Raw genomic sequence first — 16,694 nt, forward strand, 5'->3', positions numbered from 1 at the left:
GCCGCCCGGCAGCCCCTTCCCCCGCAGAGCCCGGTGACGCACCCCGTCGCCGGGCTCTGTGCCGTTCACCGCTCCGACCAGGCGTGATGCCCTTTCAGTGGCCACACCCCCCTATACATGCCGTGTATACGCGATGTGTATAGTCCTTGCAGGTCGCACGTAAGTGCGACGTAAGCAACGAGGGAGTGACCCGCCTTGCCCAATAGGACGAAGTCGATCGGTACGGGGTTGGCCGTCGCTCTTGTGACGGCGCTCACGCTGACACTGAGCGGCTGCTCGATGGAGACCACGGCCCCCGGATCCGCCCGCAGCGACGCGGGATCGGACGACAAGGGCTCGTTCGGCCCGGTGGACTGCCGCAAGGCCAAGTGCATCGCGCTCACCTTCGACGCGGGCCCGGCCGAGGACACCCCCCACCTGCTGGACATCCTCAAGAAGGAGAAGGTCCACGCGACCTTCTTCCTGCTGGGCAAGAACCATGTGAAGAAGCACCCCGACACCGTCCGCCGCATCGCGGCGGAGGGGCACGAGGTGGCCAACCACACCTGGTCGCACGAGATCCTGACGGACAAGAAGCCCGCGGAGATACGCGCCGAGCTGGAGAAGACGCAGGACGCGATCGAGGCGATCACCGGCAAGAAGCCGCGGCTGATGCGCCCGCCGCAGGGCCGCACCGACGACACGGTCTCCGGGATCAGCAAGGACCTCGGCCTGTCGCAGATCCTGTGGAACGCCACCGCCAAGGACTACTCGACGACCGACTCCGCGCTGATCAAGAAGCGGATACTCGACCAGGCGACCAAGGACGGCATCATCCTGCTGCACGACATCTACAAGGGCTCGGTGCCCGCGGTGCCCGGCATCATCCACGAACTGAAGAAGCGCGGCTACACCTTCGTGACGGTGCCCCAGCTGATGGCACCCGCCGAGCCGGTGCCGGGGACCATCTACCGCCCCTGATCCGGCTCCCCCCGTTCACGCGGAACGGCCGTTCACGCGGAACGGCCCGCCTCCCCCGCGAGGGGAAGACGGGCCGCCCGTACCGGCCGTGTCCGTGATGCCACGTCCGTCACGCCGTGACCTTCACGCCGCGGCCGGGATCCTCCGCTCCGCCGGGGCCTCGGCCGGGGCGAGGGCGATCTCCAGGACCTGGCGGACGTCCGTGACCGGGTGGACCTCCAGCGTGTCCAGCACCTCCGCGGGGACGTCGTCCAGATCGGGCTCGTTGCGCTTCGGGATCACCACGGTGGTGATACCGGCCCGGTGCGCGGCGAGCAGCTTCTGCTTCAGGCCTCCGATCGGCAGGACCCGCCCGGTCAGCGAGACCTCACCGGTCATCGCCACGTCGGTGCGGACCAGCCGTCCGGAGAGCAGCGAGGCCAGCGCCGTCGTCATCGTGATGCCGGCACTCGGACCGTCCTTCGGCACGGCACCCGCGGGGAAGTGGATGTGCGCACCGCGGTCCTTCAGGTCCGCGACCGGCAGTTCCAGCTCCGCGCCGTGCGAGCGCAGGAAGCTCAGCGCGATCTGCGCGGACTCCTTCATGACGTCGCCGAGCTGACCGGTCAGGGTCAGTCCGGACGCCCCGGTCTCCGGGTCGGCGAGCGACGCCTCCACGAAGAGGACGTCACCGCCCGCCCCGGTCACGGCGAGCCCGGTGGCCACGCCCGGCACCGCGGTACGGCGCTCGGCCGGGTCCTGGGCGGACTCGGGGACGTGGTGCGGCCGGCCGATGAGACCGCGCAGGTCTTCGTCGGTCACCGTGAACGGCAGTTCGCGGTCGCCGAGCTCGTGCTGGGCCGCGACCTTGCGCAGCAGCCGGGCGACGGCCCGCTCCAGGTTCCGGACCCCGGCCTCCCTCGTGTACTCACCGGCCAGCTTGCGCAGCGCCGACTCGTCGAGGGTGACCTCGGCCTTCTCCAGACCGGCCCGCTCAAGCTGACGCGGGAGCAGGTGGTCGCGGGCGATGACGACCTTCTCGTCCTCGGTGTAGCCGTCGAGCCTGACCAGCTCCATCCGGTCGAGCAGAGCCTCCGGGATGGATTCCAGGACGTTGGCCGTGGCCAGGAAGACGACATCGCTGAGGTCGAGTTCGACCTCCAGGTAGTGGTCGCGGAAGGTGTGGTTCTGCGCCGGGTCGAGCACTTCGAGAAGGGCTGCGGCAGGGTCGCCCCGGAAGTCGGAGCCGACCTTGTCGATCTCGTCGAGCAGGACGACCGGATTCATCGAACCGGCCTCCTTGATGGCGCGCACGATGCGGCCCGGGAGCGCGCCGACGTACGTACGCCGGTGGCCTCGGATCTCCGCCTCGTCCCGGACACCGCCGAGTGCGACTCGGACGAACTTGCGCCCCATGGCGTGCGCCACGGATTCACCGAGCGAGGTCTTTCCGACCCCGGGAGGCCCGACCAGGGCCAGCACCGCACCGCCGCGCCGGCCTCCGACCACACCCAGCCCGCGGTCGGCCCGCCGCTTGCGTACCGCGAGGTACTCGGTGATGCGCTCCTTCACGTCCTGCAGGCCCGCGTGTTCGGCGTCGAGGATCTCCTGGGCGCCCTTGATGTCGTACGCGTCCTCGGTCCGCTCGGTCCACGGCAGTTCGAGGACGGTGTCGAGCCAGGTCCTGATCCAGGAGCCTTCGGGGCTCTGGTCGGAGGAGCGCTCCAGCTTGTCGACCTCCTTGAGCGCGGCCTCGCGGACGTGCTCGGGAAGGTCGGCGGCCTCGACGCGTGCCCGGTAGTCGTCGGACTCGTCGCCGGAACCGGGTTCACCGTTGAGTTCGGAGAGCTCCTTGCGTACGGCGTCGAGCTGGCGCCGCAGCAGGAACTCACGCTGCTGCTTGTCGACGCCCTCCTGGACGTCCTTGGCGATCGACTCGGCGACGTCCTGCTCGGCGAGGTGCTCGCCGAGCCACTGGATGGCGAGCTTCAGCCGGGCCACCGGATCGGCGGTCTCCAGCAGCTGCACCTTCTGGGTGGTGGTGAGGAAGGGGGAGTATCCGGAGTTGTCGGCGAGCGCCGAGACGTCCTCGATCTGCTGGACCCGGTCCACGACCTGCCAGGCGCCGCGCTTCTTCAGCCAGCTGGTGGCGAGTGCCTTGTACTCCCTGACCAGCTCGGCGACGGCTCCGGGGAGAGGCTCGGGGACGGAGACGTCGACCCGGGTCCCTTCCACCCAGAGCGCGGCACCGGGACCACTGGTCCCGGCCCCGATCCGCACGCGGCCGCGGCCGCGGATGAGCGCGCCCGGGTCGCCGTCCGAGAGCCGTCCGACCTGCTCGACGGTCCCGATGACACCGATCCCGGTGTAGGTCCCGTCGATGCGCGGAACGAGCAGCACTTCGGGCTTGCCTCCGCCCTCACGGGCTGCGGCCTGCGCGGCTTCCACCGCGGCACGTACATCGCTGTCGGACAGGTCCAGAGGCACCACCATTCCGGGCAGCACGACCTCGTCGTCGAGCGGCAGCACAGGCAGGGTGAGCGGTGTGACCGCATTGGACTCAGTAGCCATGATCTCCCCTTCGGCAGTCAAGTTGAGCTATGAAGACTCAATGCTCCTGAGCCACCGAATGTTCCCCGGGCTGTGTTCGCTGTGAGCGATCGCGGTATGACAGTGGCGGCGTGCCTTGGGTGCAACGCCGGACGGGACCGCCGTAGTCCCGCGACCGCACGGGCCCGCGTACGCGAATTCGGGCGCGAAGCGGGCGGCACATCGTGAGCGGAGTCGGGTGCGAAGTCGGGCGGCACATCGTGCGCGGAGTCGCCCGGCACATCGTGCGCGGAGTCGTGCTCGAAGTCGTGAGCACATCGGGCGCGAAATCCCGTGGAGGACGAGGCCCCGGCCGACCAGGATGGGCCGATGACCGATTCCCTTCTTCCCGTGCAGGCCCTGCTCGTCGTGGACGTCCAGAAGGCGGGGGTGACCGGAGACAGGGCTGTGCCCGGCGCAGCCGGACTCCTGGAGCGGACGGCGGGCCTGATCGCGCGGGCACGGCAGAGCGGTGCACTCGTCGTGCACCTCCAGAACGACGGCGCTCCCGGCGCGGGCGACGAGCCCCACACGCCCGGCTGGGCGCTCCACCTGCCGGTCGGGGCGGGCCCCGCGGAGTCCGTGATCCGCAAGACCCGGGACGACGGCTTCGCCGGCACGTCGCTGGGCTCCTTGCTGAGCGGGGCGGGCGTCGAGGCGGTCGCCGTCTGCGGCGTGATGTCGGAGATGTGCGTACAGGCGACGGCCCGCACGGCCCTGGCCCTGGACTACCGGGTCGTTCTCCCTTACGACGCGCATGCGACGCAGGACATCCCGGCAGCTCCCGGGATCAGCGAGGCGGTCCCGGCCGCCGTGGTCTCCCGGGTCGCCGCGTGGGCGATCAGCGCGGACGCGGACGTCACCACGCCGGCCGCGGACGTGACGTTCGCGGCGCCGCCGAAGGCGTAGCCGTAGTCACGGGGATATGCCGTGGCCAGGGGGGAGCGGGACGGGCAGAGTACCCGTATGAACGACGACCGCGGGCTGAACCGGGACGGCACGATCGCGCGGGAGGGCTCACTGAGCCGGGTGCAGGAGGGGTTCGCGCCTGCCGTGGCGGCGGCCCGTTCCCGGATCACCGAGGTCTTCGGTCCCGCCCGGCTGGACAGCGCCTACCTCTACGGCAGCGTTCCGCGTGGCACGGCCACGCCCGGGGTCTCCGATCTCGACCTCCAGCTCGCCCTCCACGACGAGCCCACCGACGCCGACCGCGCCGACGCGCACACGATCGAGACCGCGCTTGACCGCGCATTCCCGCAGATCGATGGCGTCGGGATCCTGCTGACCAGCAGACGCACTCTGCTGAGCGACCTCGAACGTCACGATGCCGGATTCTTCATCGCCTGCCTCTGCACCCCGCTGCTCGGCAACGACCTCGCCCGGCAACTCCCCCGGTACCGCCCCACTTCCCAGCTCGCCCGCGAGACGAACGGCGACCTCGCACGCGTACTCCCGCGCTGGCGCGCCCGAGCCTCCGAAGCCACCACGGACGTCGAACGCAGGGCCCTCGGCCGTGTCGTCTCACGCCGCATCGTCCGCACGGGATTCACCCTGATCATGCCCCTCTGGGGCGGCTGGACCAGTGACCTCGACGAGTGCGCCGAGCTCTTCGGCCGCTACTACCCCGAGCGCGCCGGGCAGATGCGCGTGGCTGCGGCCATGGGCCGCACGCCCTCTGCCGATCCGGCAGCGCTCACCCCGCTCATCGACGACCTGGCTCCCTGGCTGGCGGCCGAACACATCGCGGTGCACGGCGAGAAGGCACCACGCCCCTGACCGCATCCGCATGCGCCGTGCGTGAACCGACAGGCGTCCGGCCGCCGATAGAGGAGGTGTGAGCCACTTGCGCCCCTCGGGGGACGACCGGAACGACGAGGCGCTGCTGCGTGCCGTCGCACAGGGGGACACGACCGCGCTGGCCGCGCTCTACGACCGGCACGCCGGCTGGCTGCTGGCCCGGCTGAACCGGCGGTGCGCGGACGCCGAGACCGTACGGGAGGTGCTGCAGGACACCTTCGTCACGGCCTGGCGGTCCGCCGGTACGCACCGCGGCGCCGAGGCGGGCGGCTGGCTCTGGGTGATCGCCGCCCGCCGGCTGGTCGACGCGCAGCGGACCCGGGCCAGGACGGAGCGCGTGGCACAGGCAGAGAGCGCCGGCGGATCGGAGTGGGCTGCCGCCGTGCCGTCCGCCGAGGACCGGGTCCTGGCCGGTCTGGAGTACGGCGACGTGGGTGCCGCGCTCGACCGGATCTCGCCCGAACTCCGGGAGGTCCTGCGGGCGACGGTCATCGACGGGCTGACGACCCGGGAGACCGCCCGCCTGCTCGGCATACCGGAGGGGACGGTCAAGACCCGGGCCATGCGGGCCCGGCGCGAGCTGCGGGCGGCACTGGACCGGCTGGTTGTGGAGAACGGTCCGTTGGGAGGCACGGCATGACGGCCTGGCATGTGGGAGACGAACTGGCCGGGCGGTATGCGGCGGGGACCGCCGCCGAGACCGACGCCTGGTCACTGGAGAAGCACGTCGAGTCGTGCGCGCACTGTGCGGACCGGGTCTCGGCGGCGGTACGCAGCCGGGGGGCTGCGGCACCACTGCTGGAGGCGGTGCGCGCGGCGGTCCTCGAAGCCGCGGTGACGCAGCCGGCGCGAAGGCGCTCGTGGGGGCGGGTCCGGGGGCGGGTTCGGGCGTGGGGGCGCTCGTGGGGCGGGGGTGGCGGGGGGCGCCTGCGGTTGCCGGCGCCGGGGCCCGCCACCCGGACCGGCCGGTTGGTGTGGGCCGCCGGGCCTGCCCTGCGGGGGTCGTGGGCGGCGGCGCTGCTGCTGGTGGCGCTCGGGGCCGTCGCGTTGGCGTACGGGGGCGGGCTCGGCGGCACGGCGCGGCCGCTGCTCCTCGTCGTCGCGCCGGTGCTGCCGCTCGCCGGGGTCGGCGTCTCGTACGGGCGCTCCGCCGACCCGATGCACGAGATCACCGCGACGACTCCGGGCGGCGGGCTGCGGCTGCTGCTGATCAGGACCGCCGCGGTGCTCGCGGTGACCGTCCCGGTGCTCGCCCTTGCCTGGGCGGTGCTGCCCGCGTCGGCCGACGGACCGGGCGCCCTGGCCTGGCTGCTGCCGGGCCTCGCGATGACGCTGGGGGCGCTGGCGCTGAGCAGTTACGTCGGCTGCCGTACCGGTGCCTCGTCCGTCGCCGCGTGCTGGGCCGCCGCCGTCGCCGTACCGACGTTCACCCCGCGGCCGTCGGGGCTCGACGAACCGCTCGCGGCAGCCGCCGGCTACTTCGCCGGGCCCGCCGCCCAGGGCGCCTGGGCGGCCTCGGTGGTGCTCTGCGCCGGGCTGCTGGCCCTGCGCCGCAGATCCTTCGACCACCTGGAGACATCATGAGCGTGATCGCGTGAACAGCACGGTAAGAGTTTCGGGGCTGACGGTCCGGCATCGCCGTACGACCGCCCTGGATGGCATCGATCTGGACTTCGCACCCGGCGTGCACGGACTACTCGGACCGAACGGTGCGGGCAAGACATCGCTGATCAGGGTCGTGTCGACAGCTGTCGCACCGACCTCCGGGCGGGTCGAGCTGCTGGGCAGCGAGGTGGGTGCGGACGCGGACCACCGCAGCCGGGCGGCGGTCCGGCGCAGGCTGGGCTACCTGCCGCAGGAGTTCGGCTACTACCCGGGCTTCACCGTGCGCGAGTTCGTCGCCTATGTGGCGTGGCTCAAGGAGATGGACGGTGCCCTGATCGCGGGCGCCGTGGAACGTGCGGTGGACCGGGTGGGGCTGACGGACCGGATCGACGCCCGGATGAAGACCCTGTCGGGCGGGATGGTGCGACGCGTCGGCATCGCGCAGGCGATCGTCAACGAACCGGAGCTGCTGCTGCTCGACGAGCCGACGGCCGGTCTCGACCCGGAGCAGCGGGTGGAGTTCCGCACCCTGATGCGTGAGCTGGGCGAGCGGTCCACGGTGGTCCTCTCCACGCACCTGGTCGAGGACGTGGCCACCGCCTGCGCGGACGTGACCCTGGTCGAGGCGGGCCGGATCGCGTACCGGGGGACGACGGCTGAGCTGGCGGCCCTCGGCAGCGACGGGGACCAGCTCGACGGCAGCCCCATCGAGCGCGGCTACACCGCCGCTCTGCGCACCCACCGTGCGACGGCGGCCGCCCGATGACGACGACCGGTACCTACGTCACCCAGAAGAGGCAGGACGCCTCCGGGCCCGTCCGCTCCCCCGTCGCCGCGTACCGGCCGGCACTCCTCACACTGCGGACCGAACTGCGCCGCGGCATCGCGCCGTGGACCGGTGCCGGTACGGCGGTGATGCTCACCGTCACCATGGCGGCCAAGGCCGACACCTGGCAGGGCAGCTGGGGCGAGACCCAGGGCAACCTGCACTCCGCCGCCACCCTCCTCGTCGGTCCGCTGGTGGCTGCCGCGTCCTGCTGGCAGGGGGCCCGCGAGCACCGGCGCTCGACCACCGAACTCTTCGGCTCCACCCCGCGCCCGCGGTTCGCGCGGGTCGTGGTGGCCGCGCTGCCGATCGCACTGTGGGCGGTCGCCGGGTATCTCGCCGTGCTGGCCGCCTCACTGCTGGCCACCTGGCCGTACGCCGGGGGCGGCAGCCCGTTCCCGTCCTTCGCCGTCGCGGACGCCGCCTTCCTGGTGGCCGTCGGACTGGTCGGATTCGTCGTCGGTCAGCGGTGCCGGTGGCGGCTGGCCGCGCCCGTTCTCGCTGTGCTGCTGTACCTCGTGCTGGGCGTGCCGAGCTACTCCGACTCCTCGGCCCAGTTCCTCGACCCGGCCGTGCAGTACGCGCTCGACGCGTCGCTGCCCGTGTGGTGGTTCGCTCCGGCGATGGTGGCGTGGACCTGCGGTCTCGCCCTGGCCGCACTGATCGCCCATGCGGCCAGGCGCCGGTTCCTCGCCGTCGTGCCGCTCGCCGTGGCGGCGGCGGTCGCCCCGCTGATCATGCACACCGGCCAGGGCCTGTTGCGGGAGGACCCGGCTGCCGCTCGGCTCGTCTGCGCGGACGGCACCCCGCAGCTCTGCCTCACCGGGTACAACGGGCCGCTGCTGCCGCAGGTCTCCCAGGCGCTGTCCGGGCTGCTCGGCCGGCTGGACGGAGTGCCGGGGGCGCCGGTCCGCTATGTGGATCAAGAGGTGCGGCCGGGCTCCGCGGCTGCCTGGATGCCGACGCCGAACCTCGGCTGGTACCTCCTGCGAGGGCGGCTGCAGCACTCGGAGGACTTCGCCTGGCAGGTGGCCTACCGCATGGTGAACCGGGAATGCCCGGATTCCCTCTACGCCGACGGGTCCGCCGGCGAAGATCGGGGGATGGCGACCGACCTCGCCGTCACCGACTGGCTCACCGGCCCCCGCACACCGCAGACCCCCGACGCGGAGAAGACCCCGCAGCTCCGCCGGCTCGAAGCCATGCCGCCCCCCGAGCGCCGGGCCTGGCTCGGCCGCTTCCTGGCCACGCGCACGAGTTGCTCCCCGTCGGAGGTGCCCGTCCTGTGAACCCCGCCACCGGCGCCGCCACGAGACGCTCCGCGCTCCGGCCGGAACTGCCCGTCCTCTATATCCGCTCCCGCGGCCTCCCCCGTACCGCCGCCGCGCTGACCTGCATCGTTCTCCTCGCCGCCTGGTCCGCCGCCCGGCTGGAGGACCGTTTCGACCCGGGCGCCCGCGTCCCGGTCCTCGTGCTGGCGCCGCTGCTGGTGTCCGCGGCCATCGGCACCAGCCTCTACGCCGCCGCCGACGAGCTCGACCGGACCGCCGTGCACCGCTGGTGGCCGCGGCGGCTGCTGCATCTGCTGGCGCTCACCGTCCCGGCCGCGGCGGCCCTCGCGCTGGCCGTCCCCGGGCACCCCGAGACTTTCGGCGCACCCGGCATGATCCGTAACGTGCTCGGCGCCACCGGAGTGGCGGCCGGCTCCGCCGCCCTGATCGGCGCCCGGCTGAGCTGGCTGCCGATGACGGTCTGGAGCAGCGCGGTGTACCTGGCGGCCCCGCGCACCCCAGGTGGTGCGGCATCCGTGTGGGCCTGGCCGATGCAGCCGGGGCCGCAGGCCGGGGCATGGGTGGTGGCGCTGCTGGCGTACGTGGCGGGGACCGCGCTGTTCGCGGTACGGGGGGCCCGCCCCGAACGCGGCTGACTGCACCCCGTTCGGCCGAGGTTCGGGCAAACCGCTGGCCCGGCCGCTGCCGGGCGGACAGGATGGCGGCGACACCGCCCGCCATCCACCGGAGATCAGCGCCATGCCCCTCAGCCTCGGCCCCGACGCCCTCGCCCCCGTCATCCTGGACCGCCGCGAGGGGCCCTACGGGGAGGTCGTCCTGCGCAGGCGGGGCGACGACTTCGAGATCATCGCCAACGGGTGCTTCCTGATGGACACCTCCGACGGGCGCTCGGAGCGGCTGCTGATCGACGCCGCGCTCGACGCGCTGCCCGCGGACCGGCCCGCTCCGGCGGTCCTCATCGGCGGTCTCGGCGTCGGATTCTCGCTCGTCCGGGCCGCCGCCGAACCGCGATGGGGGCGGATCGCGGTCGCCGAGCGGGAGCGGGCCGTCGTCAACTGGCACCTGGACGGGCCGCTGGCCGGGATCTCGGGGGCCGCGCTCGCCGATCCACGGACCGTGGTCCTGACGACGGACCTCGTCGCGTACCTCCGTACGACTACGGACCGTTACGACGCGCTGTGTCTGGACATCGACAACGGACCGGGCTGGACCGTCACCGAGGACAACGGGAATCTGTACTCCCCCGCCGGACTCGCCGACTGCCACGCGCGGCTCACGCCGGGCGGTGTGCTCGCGGTGTGGTCCGCACAACCGTCCGCGGAGTTCGAACAGGCCTTGCGGAATGCCGGATTCCGTGGGGTAAGGACGGAAGAAGTAGGCGTTGCCCGAGGTGTGCCCGACGTGGTTCATCTCGCAATTCGAGCAGGCTGAGATCCCCCCGCCGGGTATGCGGGGCCCGGGACGCCCGGGGTCCAAGCGCCACAAGCGCGACACTCCGCCTCCCCTGTTCCCCCCGACCGCCCCCGCGGCCTTGCACCCTGCGTAGCCGGGAGCCCTCTGCTGCCTTTACGCTGCTGACCGATAGCGGGATCACCCACGAAATTCACGAGCGAAGACCGTACGTCCGGGGGAATGGCCCCCGCGAAAACGGGCAGGGGCGGGGCGATGGAACAAACACACACCACCCACACAGGTGTCGCGGCCACCCCGGGCGCACAGCGCCGCGTGCTGGTGGTCGAGGACGACCCCACGATCGTCGATGCCATTTCCGCCCGCCTGCGGGCCGAGGGCTTCCTGGTGCAGACCGCACTCGACGGCCCCGCGGCCGTGGACGCGGCCGAGGCCTGGCAGCCGGATCTGATGGTGCTCGACATCATGCTTCCCGGCTTCGACGGCCTGGAGGTCTGCCGTCGCGTGCAGGCCCAGCGCCCGGTGCCGGTGCTGATGCTGACCGCCCGGGACGACGAGACCGATATGCTCGTCGGTCTCGGCGTCGGCGCCGACGACTACATGACGAAACCGTTCTCCATGCGTGAGCTGGCGGCCCGGGTGCACGTCCTGCTGCGCAGGGTCGAGCGGGCCGCGCTGGCCGCGGTGACGCCGCGCAGCGGAATACTGCGCCTCGGCGAGCTGGAGATCGACCACGCGCAGCGCCGGGTGCGGGTGCGTGCGGACGACGTCCATCTGACGCCGACCGAGTTCGATCTGCTGGTCTGCCTGGCCAACACCCCGCGCGCGGTGCTCTCCCGTGAGCAGTTGCTGGCGGAGGTCTGGGACTGGGCGGACGCCTCGGGCACCCGTACCGTCGACAGCCACATCAAGGCTCTGCGCCGGAAGATCGGCGCGGAGCGGATCCGTACCGTGCACGGTGTCGGTTACGCGTTGGAGACCCCGGCGCCATGACCCGGCCCGGACCGGGGCTCCGGCCGTTCTCCATCAAGGCCAAGCTGGGCACGCTGGTAGTGGTGTCGGTCTTCATCACGACCGGGCTGCTGATGGTGGCTTTGCGCACGCGCACCGAGCTGCGGTTCATCACGGTGTTCTCGGTGATCGCGACCCTGCTGATCACGCAGTTCGTGGCGCACGGTCTGACCGCGCCGCTGGACGAGATGAGAGCGGTGGCCCGGTCGATCTCGCACGGCGACTACACCAGACGGGTGAGCGGCGCCGACCGGCGCGACGAGCTCGGCGACCTGGCGCAGACGATCAACCTGATGGCGGACGATCTGGCAGCCGTCGACCGGCACCGCAAGGAGCTGGTGGCGAACGTCTCACATGAGCTGCGCACACCCATCGCGGCGCTGAGAGCCGTGCTGGAGAACGTCGTGGACGGGGTGTCCTCGGCCGATCCGGAGACGATGCGCACGGCCCTGAAACAGACGGAACGGCTCGGCGGGCTGGTGGAGACGCTGCTGGACCTGTCCCGGCTGGACAACGGCGTGGTCACGCTGAAGGCCGGCCGTTTCGAGGTGTGGCCCTATCTGTCGGGGGTCCTCAAGGAGGCGAACCTCGCCGCCGCGCACCGCCGGCTGTCCTCGGGCTCCGGCAACCACGCCCGCAAGGACGTCCATCTGCACCTGGACGTGTCCCCGCCCGAGCTCACCGCGCACGCGGACGCCGAGCGGCTGCACCAGGTGGTGGCCAACCTGATCGACAACGCGGTGAAGCACAGCCCGCCGCACGGCCGGGTCACCGTGCTCGCCCGGCGCGGTCCGCAACCCGAGTCGCTGCATCTGGAGGTCCTGGACGAGGGCCCCGGCATCCCGGAGGCCGAGCGCCACCGGGTCTTCGAGCGCTTCAACCGGGGCGAAGTGCCGTCCCCGCACGGTCCGGGCAGCGACGGCGGTACGGGTCTGGGCCTGGCGATCGCCCGCTGGGCGGTGGATCTGCACGGCGGCCGGATCGGTGTGGCCGAATCAGCTCGCGGCTGCCGCATCCGCGTCACCCTTCCGGGGATCCATCAACCGCGAGGTTGACATAGGGTTCGAACCGGAAGGGCACGTTCTACGTGTTCTGTTCAAGGGGTACGGTCCAAGGGGCCGTAACTGCGGTCTCGCGTACCCGGAGCGAAGCGGAACCAAGCTTGTTTCCCGCCATTTCCTGCCCCGAAACCCGACTTCCGATGTGACTTGCACGACGAAGACCGGCCCGGCCTGCATGAAACGGCCGGGGAGGCGTAGCCTTGATTTCCGCTGTCCATCACCTTGTGAAGCGGAAGAGGGCGGTTGCCGCCGTGTCGTCTCAGTCCCCCAGTAACTCGAGCATCTCGACCGACCAAGCCAGCCCGGGTACGAACCCGGCTGCTGCTTTTGGCCCCAATGAGTGGCTCGTCGACGAGATCTACCAGCAGTACCTCCAGGATCCCAATTCGGTCGATCGCGCCTGGTGGGACTTCTTCGCCGACTACAAGCCGGGTACGTCCGGCACGGCGGACAAGCCCGTTCCCGGCGCCGCAGCCGCGGGGGCTGCGGTGCCTGCGGCTCCGGCCGCCACCGCACCGGCCCCCACCACCGCGCCTGCCGCACCTGCGCAGCCCGCGGCTCAGGCACCTGCACCGGCCGCACCCGCTGCCCCGGCGCCCGCTCCGGCCAAGCCCGCACCTGCCGCCCCGGCGGCTCCGGTGAAGGCCGCCCCGGTGAAGGCCGCCCCGGCTCCGGCCGCGAAGGCTGCCGCCGCCCCGGCCACCGAGGCCCCGGCCGGTCCGGAGTACGTGACGCTGCGCGGCCCGTCCGCCGCTGTCGCGAAGAACATGAACGCCTCGCTGGAGCTGCCGACGGCCACGTCCGTCCGCGCCGTTCCGGTGAAGCTGCTCTTCGACAACCGCATCGTCATCAACAACCACCTCAAGCGCGCCCGTGGCGGGAAGATCTCCTTCACGCACCTCATCGGGTACGCGATGGTGCAGGCCCTCAAGGCCATGCCGGCGATGAACTACTCCTTCGCGCAGAAGGACGGCAAGCCGACCCTGGTCAAGCCGGAGCACGTCAACCTCGGCCTCGCCATCGACCTGGTGAAGCCGAACGGCGACCGCCAGCTGGTCGTCGCGGCCATCAAGAAGGCCGAGACGCTCAACTTCTTCGAGTTCTGGCAGGCCTACGAGGACATCGTCCGCCGGGCCCGCAACGGCAAGCTCGGCATGGACGACTTCACCGGCGTCACCGCCTCGCTGACCAACCCCGGCGGGATCGGCACCGTTCACTCGGTGCCCCGCCTGATGCCCGGACAGGGCCTCATCATGGGCGTCGGTGCGATGGACTACCCGGCGGAGTTCCAGGGCACGTCGCAGGACACCCTGAACAAGCTGGGCATCTCCAAGGTCATGACGCTGACCTCGACGTACGACCACCGGGTCATCCAGGGCGCCGCCTCCGGCGAGTTCCTGCGGATCCTCTCCCAGCTGCTGCTCGGCGAGAACGAGTTCTACGACGAGATCTTCAAGGCGCTGCGCATCCCCTACGAGCCGGTCCGCTGGCTCAAGGACATCGACGCCTCGCACGACGACGACGTCACCAAGGCCGCGCGGGTCTTCGAGCTGATCCACTCCTACCGGGTCCGCGGCCACGTCATGGCCGACACCGACCCGCTGGAGTACCACCAGCGCAAGCACCCCGACCTCGACATCACCGAGCACGGCCTCACCCTGTGGGACCTGGAGCGGGACTTCGCGGTCGGCGGTTTCGCCGGCAAGACGATGATGAAGCTCCGCGACATCCTCGGTGTGCTGCGTGAGTCGTACTGCCGCACCACCGGCATCGAGTTCATGCACATCCAGGACCCGAAGCAGCGCAAGTGGCTCCAGGACCGGGTGGAGCGTCCGCGCCCCAAGCCCGAGCGCGAGGAGCAGCTGCGCATCCTGCGCCGGCTGAACGCCGCCGAGGCGTTCGAGACCTTCCTGCAGACGAAGTACGTCGGCCAGAAGCGGTTCTCGCTGGAGGGCGGCGAGTCCGTCATCCCGCTGCTCGACGCGGTCATCGACTCCGCCGCCGAGGCCCGCCTCGACGAGGTCGTCATCGGCATGGCCCACCGCGGCCGGCTGAACGTGCTGGCGAACATCGTCGGCAAGTCGTACGCGCAGATCTTCCGGGAGTTCGAGGGCAACCTCGACCCGAAGTCGATGCACGGCTCCGGCGACGTCAAGTACCACCTGGGCGCCGAGGGCACCTTCACCGGTCTGGACGGCGAGCAGATCAAGGTCTCGCTGGCCGCCAACCCCTCGCACCTGGAGGCGGTCGACCCGGTCCTGGAGGGCATCGCCCGCGCCAAGCAGGACATCATCAACAAGGGCGGCACGGACTTCACCGTCCTGCCCGTCGCTCTCCACGGCGACGCGGCCTTCGCGGGCCAGGGCGTCGTCGCCGAGACGCTGAACATGTCGCAGCTGCGCGGCTACCGCACCGGCGGCACCGTGCACGTGGTGATCAACAACCAGGTCGGCTTCACCGCCGCCCCGGAGTCCTCGCGCTCCTCGATGTACGCCACCGACGTGGCGCGCATGATCGAGGCGCCGATCATCCACGTCAACGGTGACGACCCCGAGGCCGTCGTCCGTGTCGCACGGCTCGCCTTCGAGTTCCGTCAGGCGTTCAACAAGGACGTCGTGATCGACCTCATCTGCTACCGCCGCCGCGGTCACAACGAGGGCGACAACCCGCAGTTCACCAACCCGCAGATGTACACCCTGATCGACAAGAAGCGCTCGGTGCGCAAGCTGTACACCGAGTCCCTCATCGGTCGCGGCGACATCACGCTGGAAGAGGCGGAGCAGGCGCTCCAGGACTTCCAGGGCCAGCTGGAGAAGGTGTTCGCGGAGGTCCGCGAGGCCACCTCGCTCCCGGCTCAGCCGCATGTGTCCGAACCCCGGGCCGAGTTCCCGGTGGCCGTGACCACCGCGGTCTCCCAGGAGGTCGTGAAGCGGATCGCCGAGTCGCAGGTCAACATCCCGGACCACATCACCGTCCACCCGCGCCTGATGCCGCAGATGCAGCGTCGTGCGGCCTCCGTGGAGGACGGCACGATCGACTGGGGCATGGGCGAGACCCTGGCCATCGGTTCGCTGCTGATGGAGGGCACCCCGGTCCGGCTCGCCGGCCAGGACACCCGCCGCGGCACGTTCGGCCAGCGTCACGCGGTGCTGGTCGACCAGGTGACCGGCGAGGACTACACCCCGCTGCTCTACCTCACGGACGAGCAGGCCCGTTACAACGTCTACGACTCGCTGCTCAGCGAGTACGCGGCGATGGGCTTCGAGTACGGCTACTCGCTGGCCCGCCCGGAGTCGCTGGTCGTCTGGGAGGCCCAGTTCGGTGACTTCGTCAACGGCGCTCAGACCGTCGTCGACGAGTTCATCTCCTCGGCCGAGCAGAAGTGGGGCCAGACCTCCGGCGTCACGCTGCTGCTGCCGCACGGCTACGAGGGCCAGGGCCCGGACCACTCGTCCGCCCGCCCGGAGCGCTTCCTCCAGATGTGCGCGCAGGACAACATGACGGTCGCGATGCCGACCCTGCCGTCGAACTACTTCCACCTTCTGCGGTGGCAGGTGCACAACCCGCACCACAAGCCGCTGATCGTCTTCACCCCGAAGTCGATGCTCCGCCTCAAGGCGGCGGCGTCGAAGGCGGAGGAGTTCACCACCGGCGGCTTCCGCCCGGTGATCGGCGACGACTCGGTCGAGCCGAGCGCGGTCCGCAAGGTCGTCTTCTGCACCGGCAAGGTCTACTACGACCTGGACGCCGAGCGTCAGAAGCGTGGCGACACGGAGACCGCGATCATCCGTCTGGAGCGCCTGTACCCGCTGCCGGGTGCGGAGATCCAGGCCGAGATCGCCAAGTACCCGAACGCGGCGAAGTACCTGTGGGCGCAGGAGGAGCCGGCCAACCAGGGTGCCTGGCCGTTCATCGCCCTGAACCTGATCGACCACCTGGACCTGGCCGTCGGCGCCGACGTCCCGCACGGTGAGCGCCTGCGCCGCATCTCGCGCGCGCACGGCTCGTCCCCGGCGGTCGGCTCGGCCAAGCGCCACCAGGCCGAGCAGGCGCAGCTGGTCGCCGAGGTCTTCGAGGCCTGACCCGCGCACGCACGAACCGAGGGCCCGGCTCCGCGAGATGATCGCAGGGCCGGGCCCTCGGGCGTGGCGTGTGCGGAGCCTG

At 71.3% G+C, this 16,694-nt stretch carries 13 protein-coding genes; 12 read left to right on the top strand and 1 reads right to left on the bottom strand.

Annotated elements, in window-relative coordinates:
• Positions 1 to 279: 279 nt before the first annotated feature.
• Positions 280 to 960, top strand: a complete 681-nt coding sequence (locus tag ACIOEW_RS24675) for a polysaccharide deacetylase family protein (RefSeq protein ID WP_362545462.1) — start codon at positions 280 to 282, stop codon at positions 958 to 960.
• A gap of 123 nt (positions 961 to 1,083) precedes the next feature.
• On the opposite strand, the gene lon is transcribed toward ACIOEW_RS24675, so the two are convergent.
• Positions 1,084 to 3,510, bottom strand: coding sequence for an endopeptidase La (gene lon / locus ACIOEW_RS24680; protein WP_362545146.1), 2,427 nt, complete (start codon positions 3,508 to 3,510; stop codon positions 1,084 to 1,086).
• A 348-nt stretch (positions 3,511 to 3,858) separates the two neighbouring features.
• On the opposite strand from lon, the gene ACIOEW_RS24685 reads away from it, so the two are divergent.
• The 11 genes from ACIOEW_RS24685 (at position 3,859) to ACIOEW_RS24735 (ending at position 16,612) form a co-directional block, all read left to right on the top strand.
• Complete coding sequence (locus tag ACIOEW_RS24685) at positions 3,859 to 4,437, top strand: isochorismatase family protein (RefSeq protein WP_362545149.1); 579 nt, start codon at positions 3,859 to 3,861, stop codon at positions 4,435 to 4,437.
• 57 nt (positions 4,438 to 4,494) lie between these two features.
• Positions 4,495 to 5,304, top strand: coding sequence for a nucleotidyltransferase (locus ACIOEW_RS24690; protein ID WP_401965965.1), 810 nt, complete (start codon positions 4,495 to 4,497; stop codon positions 5,302 to 5,304).
• A gap of 58 nt (positions 5,305 to 5,362) precedes the next feature.
• Positions 5,363 to 5,965: an RNA polymerase sigma factor gene (locus tag ACIOEW_RS24695; protein ID WP_362545155.1), complete on the top strand. Its 603-nt coding sequence runs from the start codon at positions 5,363 to 5,365 to the stop codon at positions 5,963 to 5,965.
• Entirely contained in the window at positions 5,962 to 6,909 is a 948-nt protein-coding gene (locus tag ACIOEW_RS24700; RefSeq protein WP_401965966.1) for a hypothetical protein, read from the top strand. The genes ACIOEW_RS24695 and ACIOEW_RS24700 overlap by 4 nt, the downstream gene beginning before the upstream one ends.
• 10 nt (positions 6,910 to 6,919) lie before the next feature.
• The gene (locus ACIOEW_RS24705; protein ID WP_401965967.1) at positions 6,920 to 7,696 is read left to right on the top strand and encodes an ATP-binding cassette domain-containing protein; all 777 of its coding nucleotides are present in this window, start codon (positions 6,920 to 6,922) and stop codon (positions 7,694 to 7,696) included.
• A complete protein-coding gene (locus tag ACIOEW_RS24710) occupies positions 7,693 to 9,045 on the top strand; it encodes a hypothetical protein (RefSeq protein ID WP_401965968.1) in 1,353 nt (450 codons plus the stop codon). The genes ACIOEW_RS24705 and ACIOEW_RS24710 overlap by 4 nt, the downstream gene beginning before the upstream one ends.
• The gene (locus ACIOEW_RS24715) at positions 9,042 to 9,683 is read left to right on the top strand and encodes a hypothetical protein (protein ID WP_401965969.1); all 642 of its coding nucleotides are present in this window, start codon (positions 9,042 to 9,044) and stop codon (positions 9,681 to 9,683) included. The genes ACIOEW_RS24710 and ACIOEW_RS24715 overlap by 4 nt, the downstream gene beginning before the upstream one ends.
• 103 nt (positions 9,684 to 9,786) lie before the next feature.
• Entirely contained in the window at positions 9,787 to 10,479 is a 693-nt protein-coding gene (locus tag ACIOEW_RS24720) for a spermidine synthase (protein ID WP_401965970.1), read from the top strand.
• A 234-nt stretch (positions 10,480 to 10,713) separates the two neighbouring features.
• Positions 10,714 to 11,451, top strand: coding sequence for a response regulator transcription factor (locus ACIOEW_RS24725; RefSeq protein WP_350990636.1), 738 nt, complete (start codon positions 10,714 to 10,716; stop codon positions 11,449 to 11,451).
• Positions 11,448 to 12,524, top strand: coding sequence for an ATP-binding protein (locus ACIOEW_RS24730; RefSeq protein WP_401965972.1), 1,077 nt, complete (start codon positions 11,448 to 11,450; stop codon positions 12,522 to 12,524). The genes ACIOEW_RS24725 and ACIOEW_RS24730 overlap by 4 nt, the downstream gene beginning before the upstream one ends.
• Positions 12,525 to 12,781: 257 nt before the next feature.
• On the top strand, positions 12,782 to 16,612 hold the full coding sequence (locus ACIOEW_RS24735; RefSeq protein WP_401965975.1) for a multifunctional oxoglutarate decarboxylase/oxoglutarate dehydrogenase thiamine pyrophosphate-binding subunit/dihydrolipoyllysine-residue succinyltransferase subunit: 3,831 nt from the start codon (positions 12,782 to 12,784) through the stop codon (positions 16,610 to 16,612).
• Positions 16,613 to 16,694: the final 82 nt, after the last annotated feature.

Origin of the sequence: Streptomyces sp. NPDC087901, assembly GCF_044742205.1 — a bacterium.
Taxonomy (GTDB): Bacteria; Actinomycetota; Actinomycetes; order Streptomycetales; family Streptomycetaceae; genus Streptomyces.

Coding starts and splice junctions, on each gene's coding strand:
- ACIOEW_RS24725 (WP_350990636.1), top strand. CDS start 10,714: ATGGAACAAACACACACCACCCACACAGGTGTCGCGGCCACCCCGGGC.
- lon (WP_362545146.1), bottom strand. CDS start 3,510: ATGGCTACTGAGTCCAATGCGGTCACACCGCTCACCCTGCCTGTGCTG.
- ACIOEW_RS24720 (WP_401965970.1), top strand. CDS start 9,787: ATGCCCCTCAGCCTCGGCCCCGACGCCCTCGCCCCCGTCATCCTGGAC.
- ACIOEW_RS24675 (WP_362545462.1), top strand. CDS start 280: ATGGAGACCACGGCCCCCGGATCCGCCCGCAGCGACGCGGGATCGGAC.
- ACIOEW_RS24685 (WP_362545149.1), top strand. CDS start 3,859: ATGACCGATTCCCTTCTTCCCGTGCAGGCCCTGCTCGTCGTGGACGTC.
- ACIOEW_RS24710 (WP_401965968.1), top strand. CDS start 7,693: ATGACGACGACCGGTACCTACGTCACCCAGAAGAGGCAGGACGCCTCC.
- ACIOEW_RS24700 (WP_401965966.1), top strand. CDS start 5,962: ATGACGGCCTGGCATGTGGGAGACGAACTGGCCGGGCGGTATGCGGCG.
- ACIOEW_RS24690 (WP_401965965.1), top strand. CDS start 4,495: ATGAACGACGACCGCGGGCTGAACCGGGACGGCACGATCGCGCGGGAG.
- ACIOEW_RS24730 (WP_401965972.1), top strand. CDS start 11,448: ATGACCCGGCCCGGACCGGGGCTCCGGCCGTTCTCCATCAAGGCCAAG.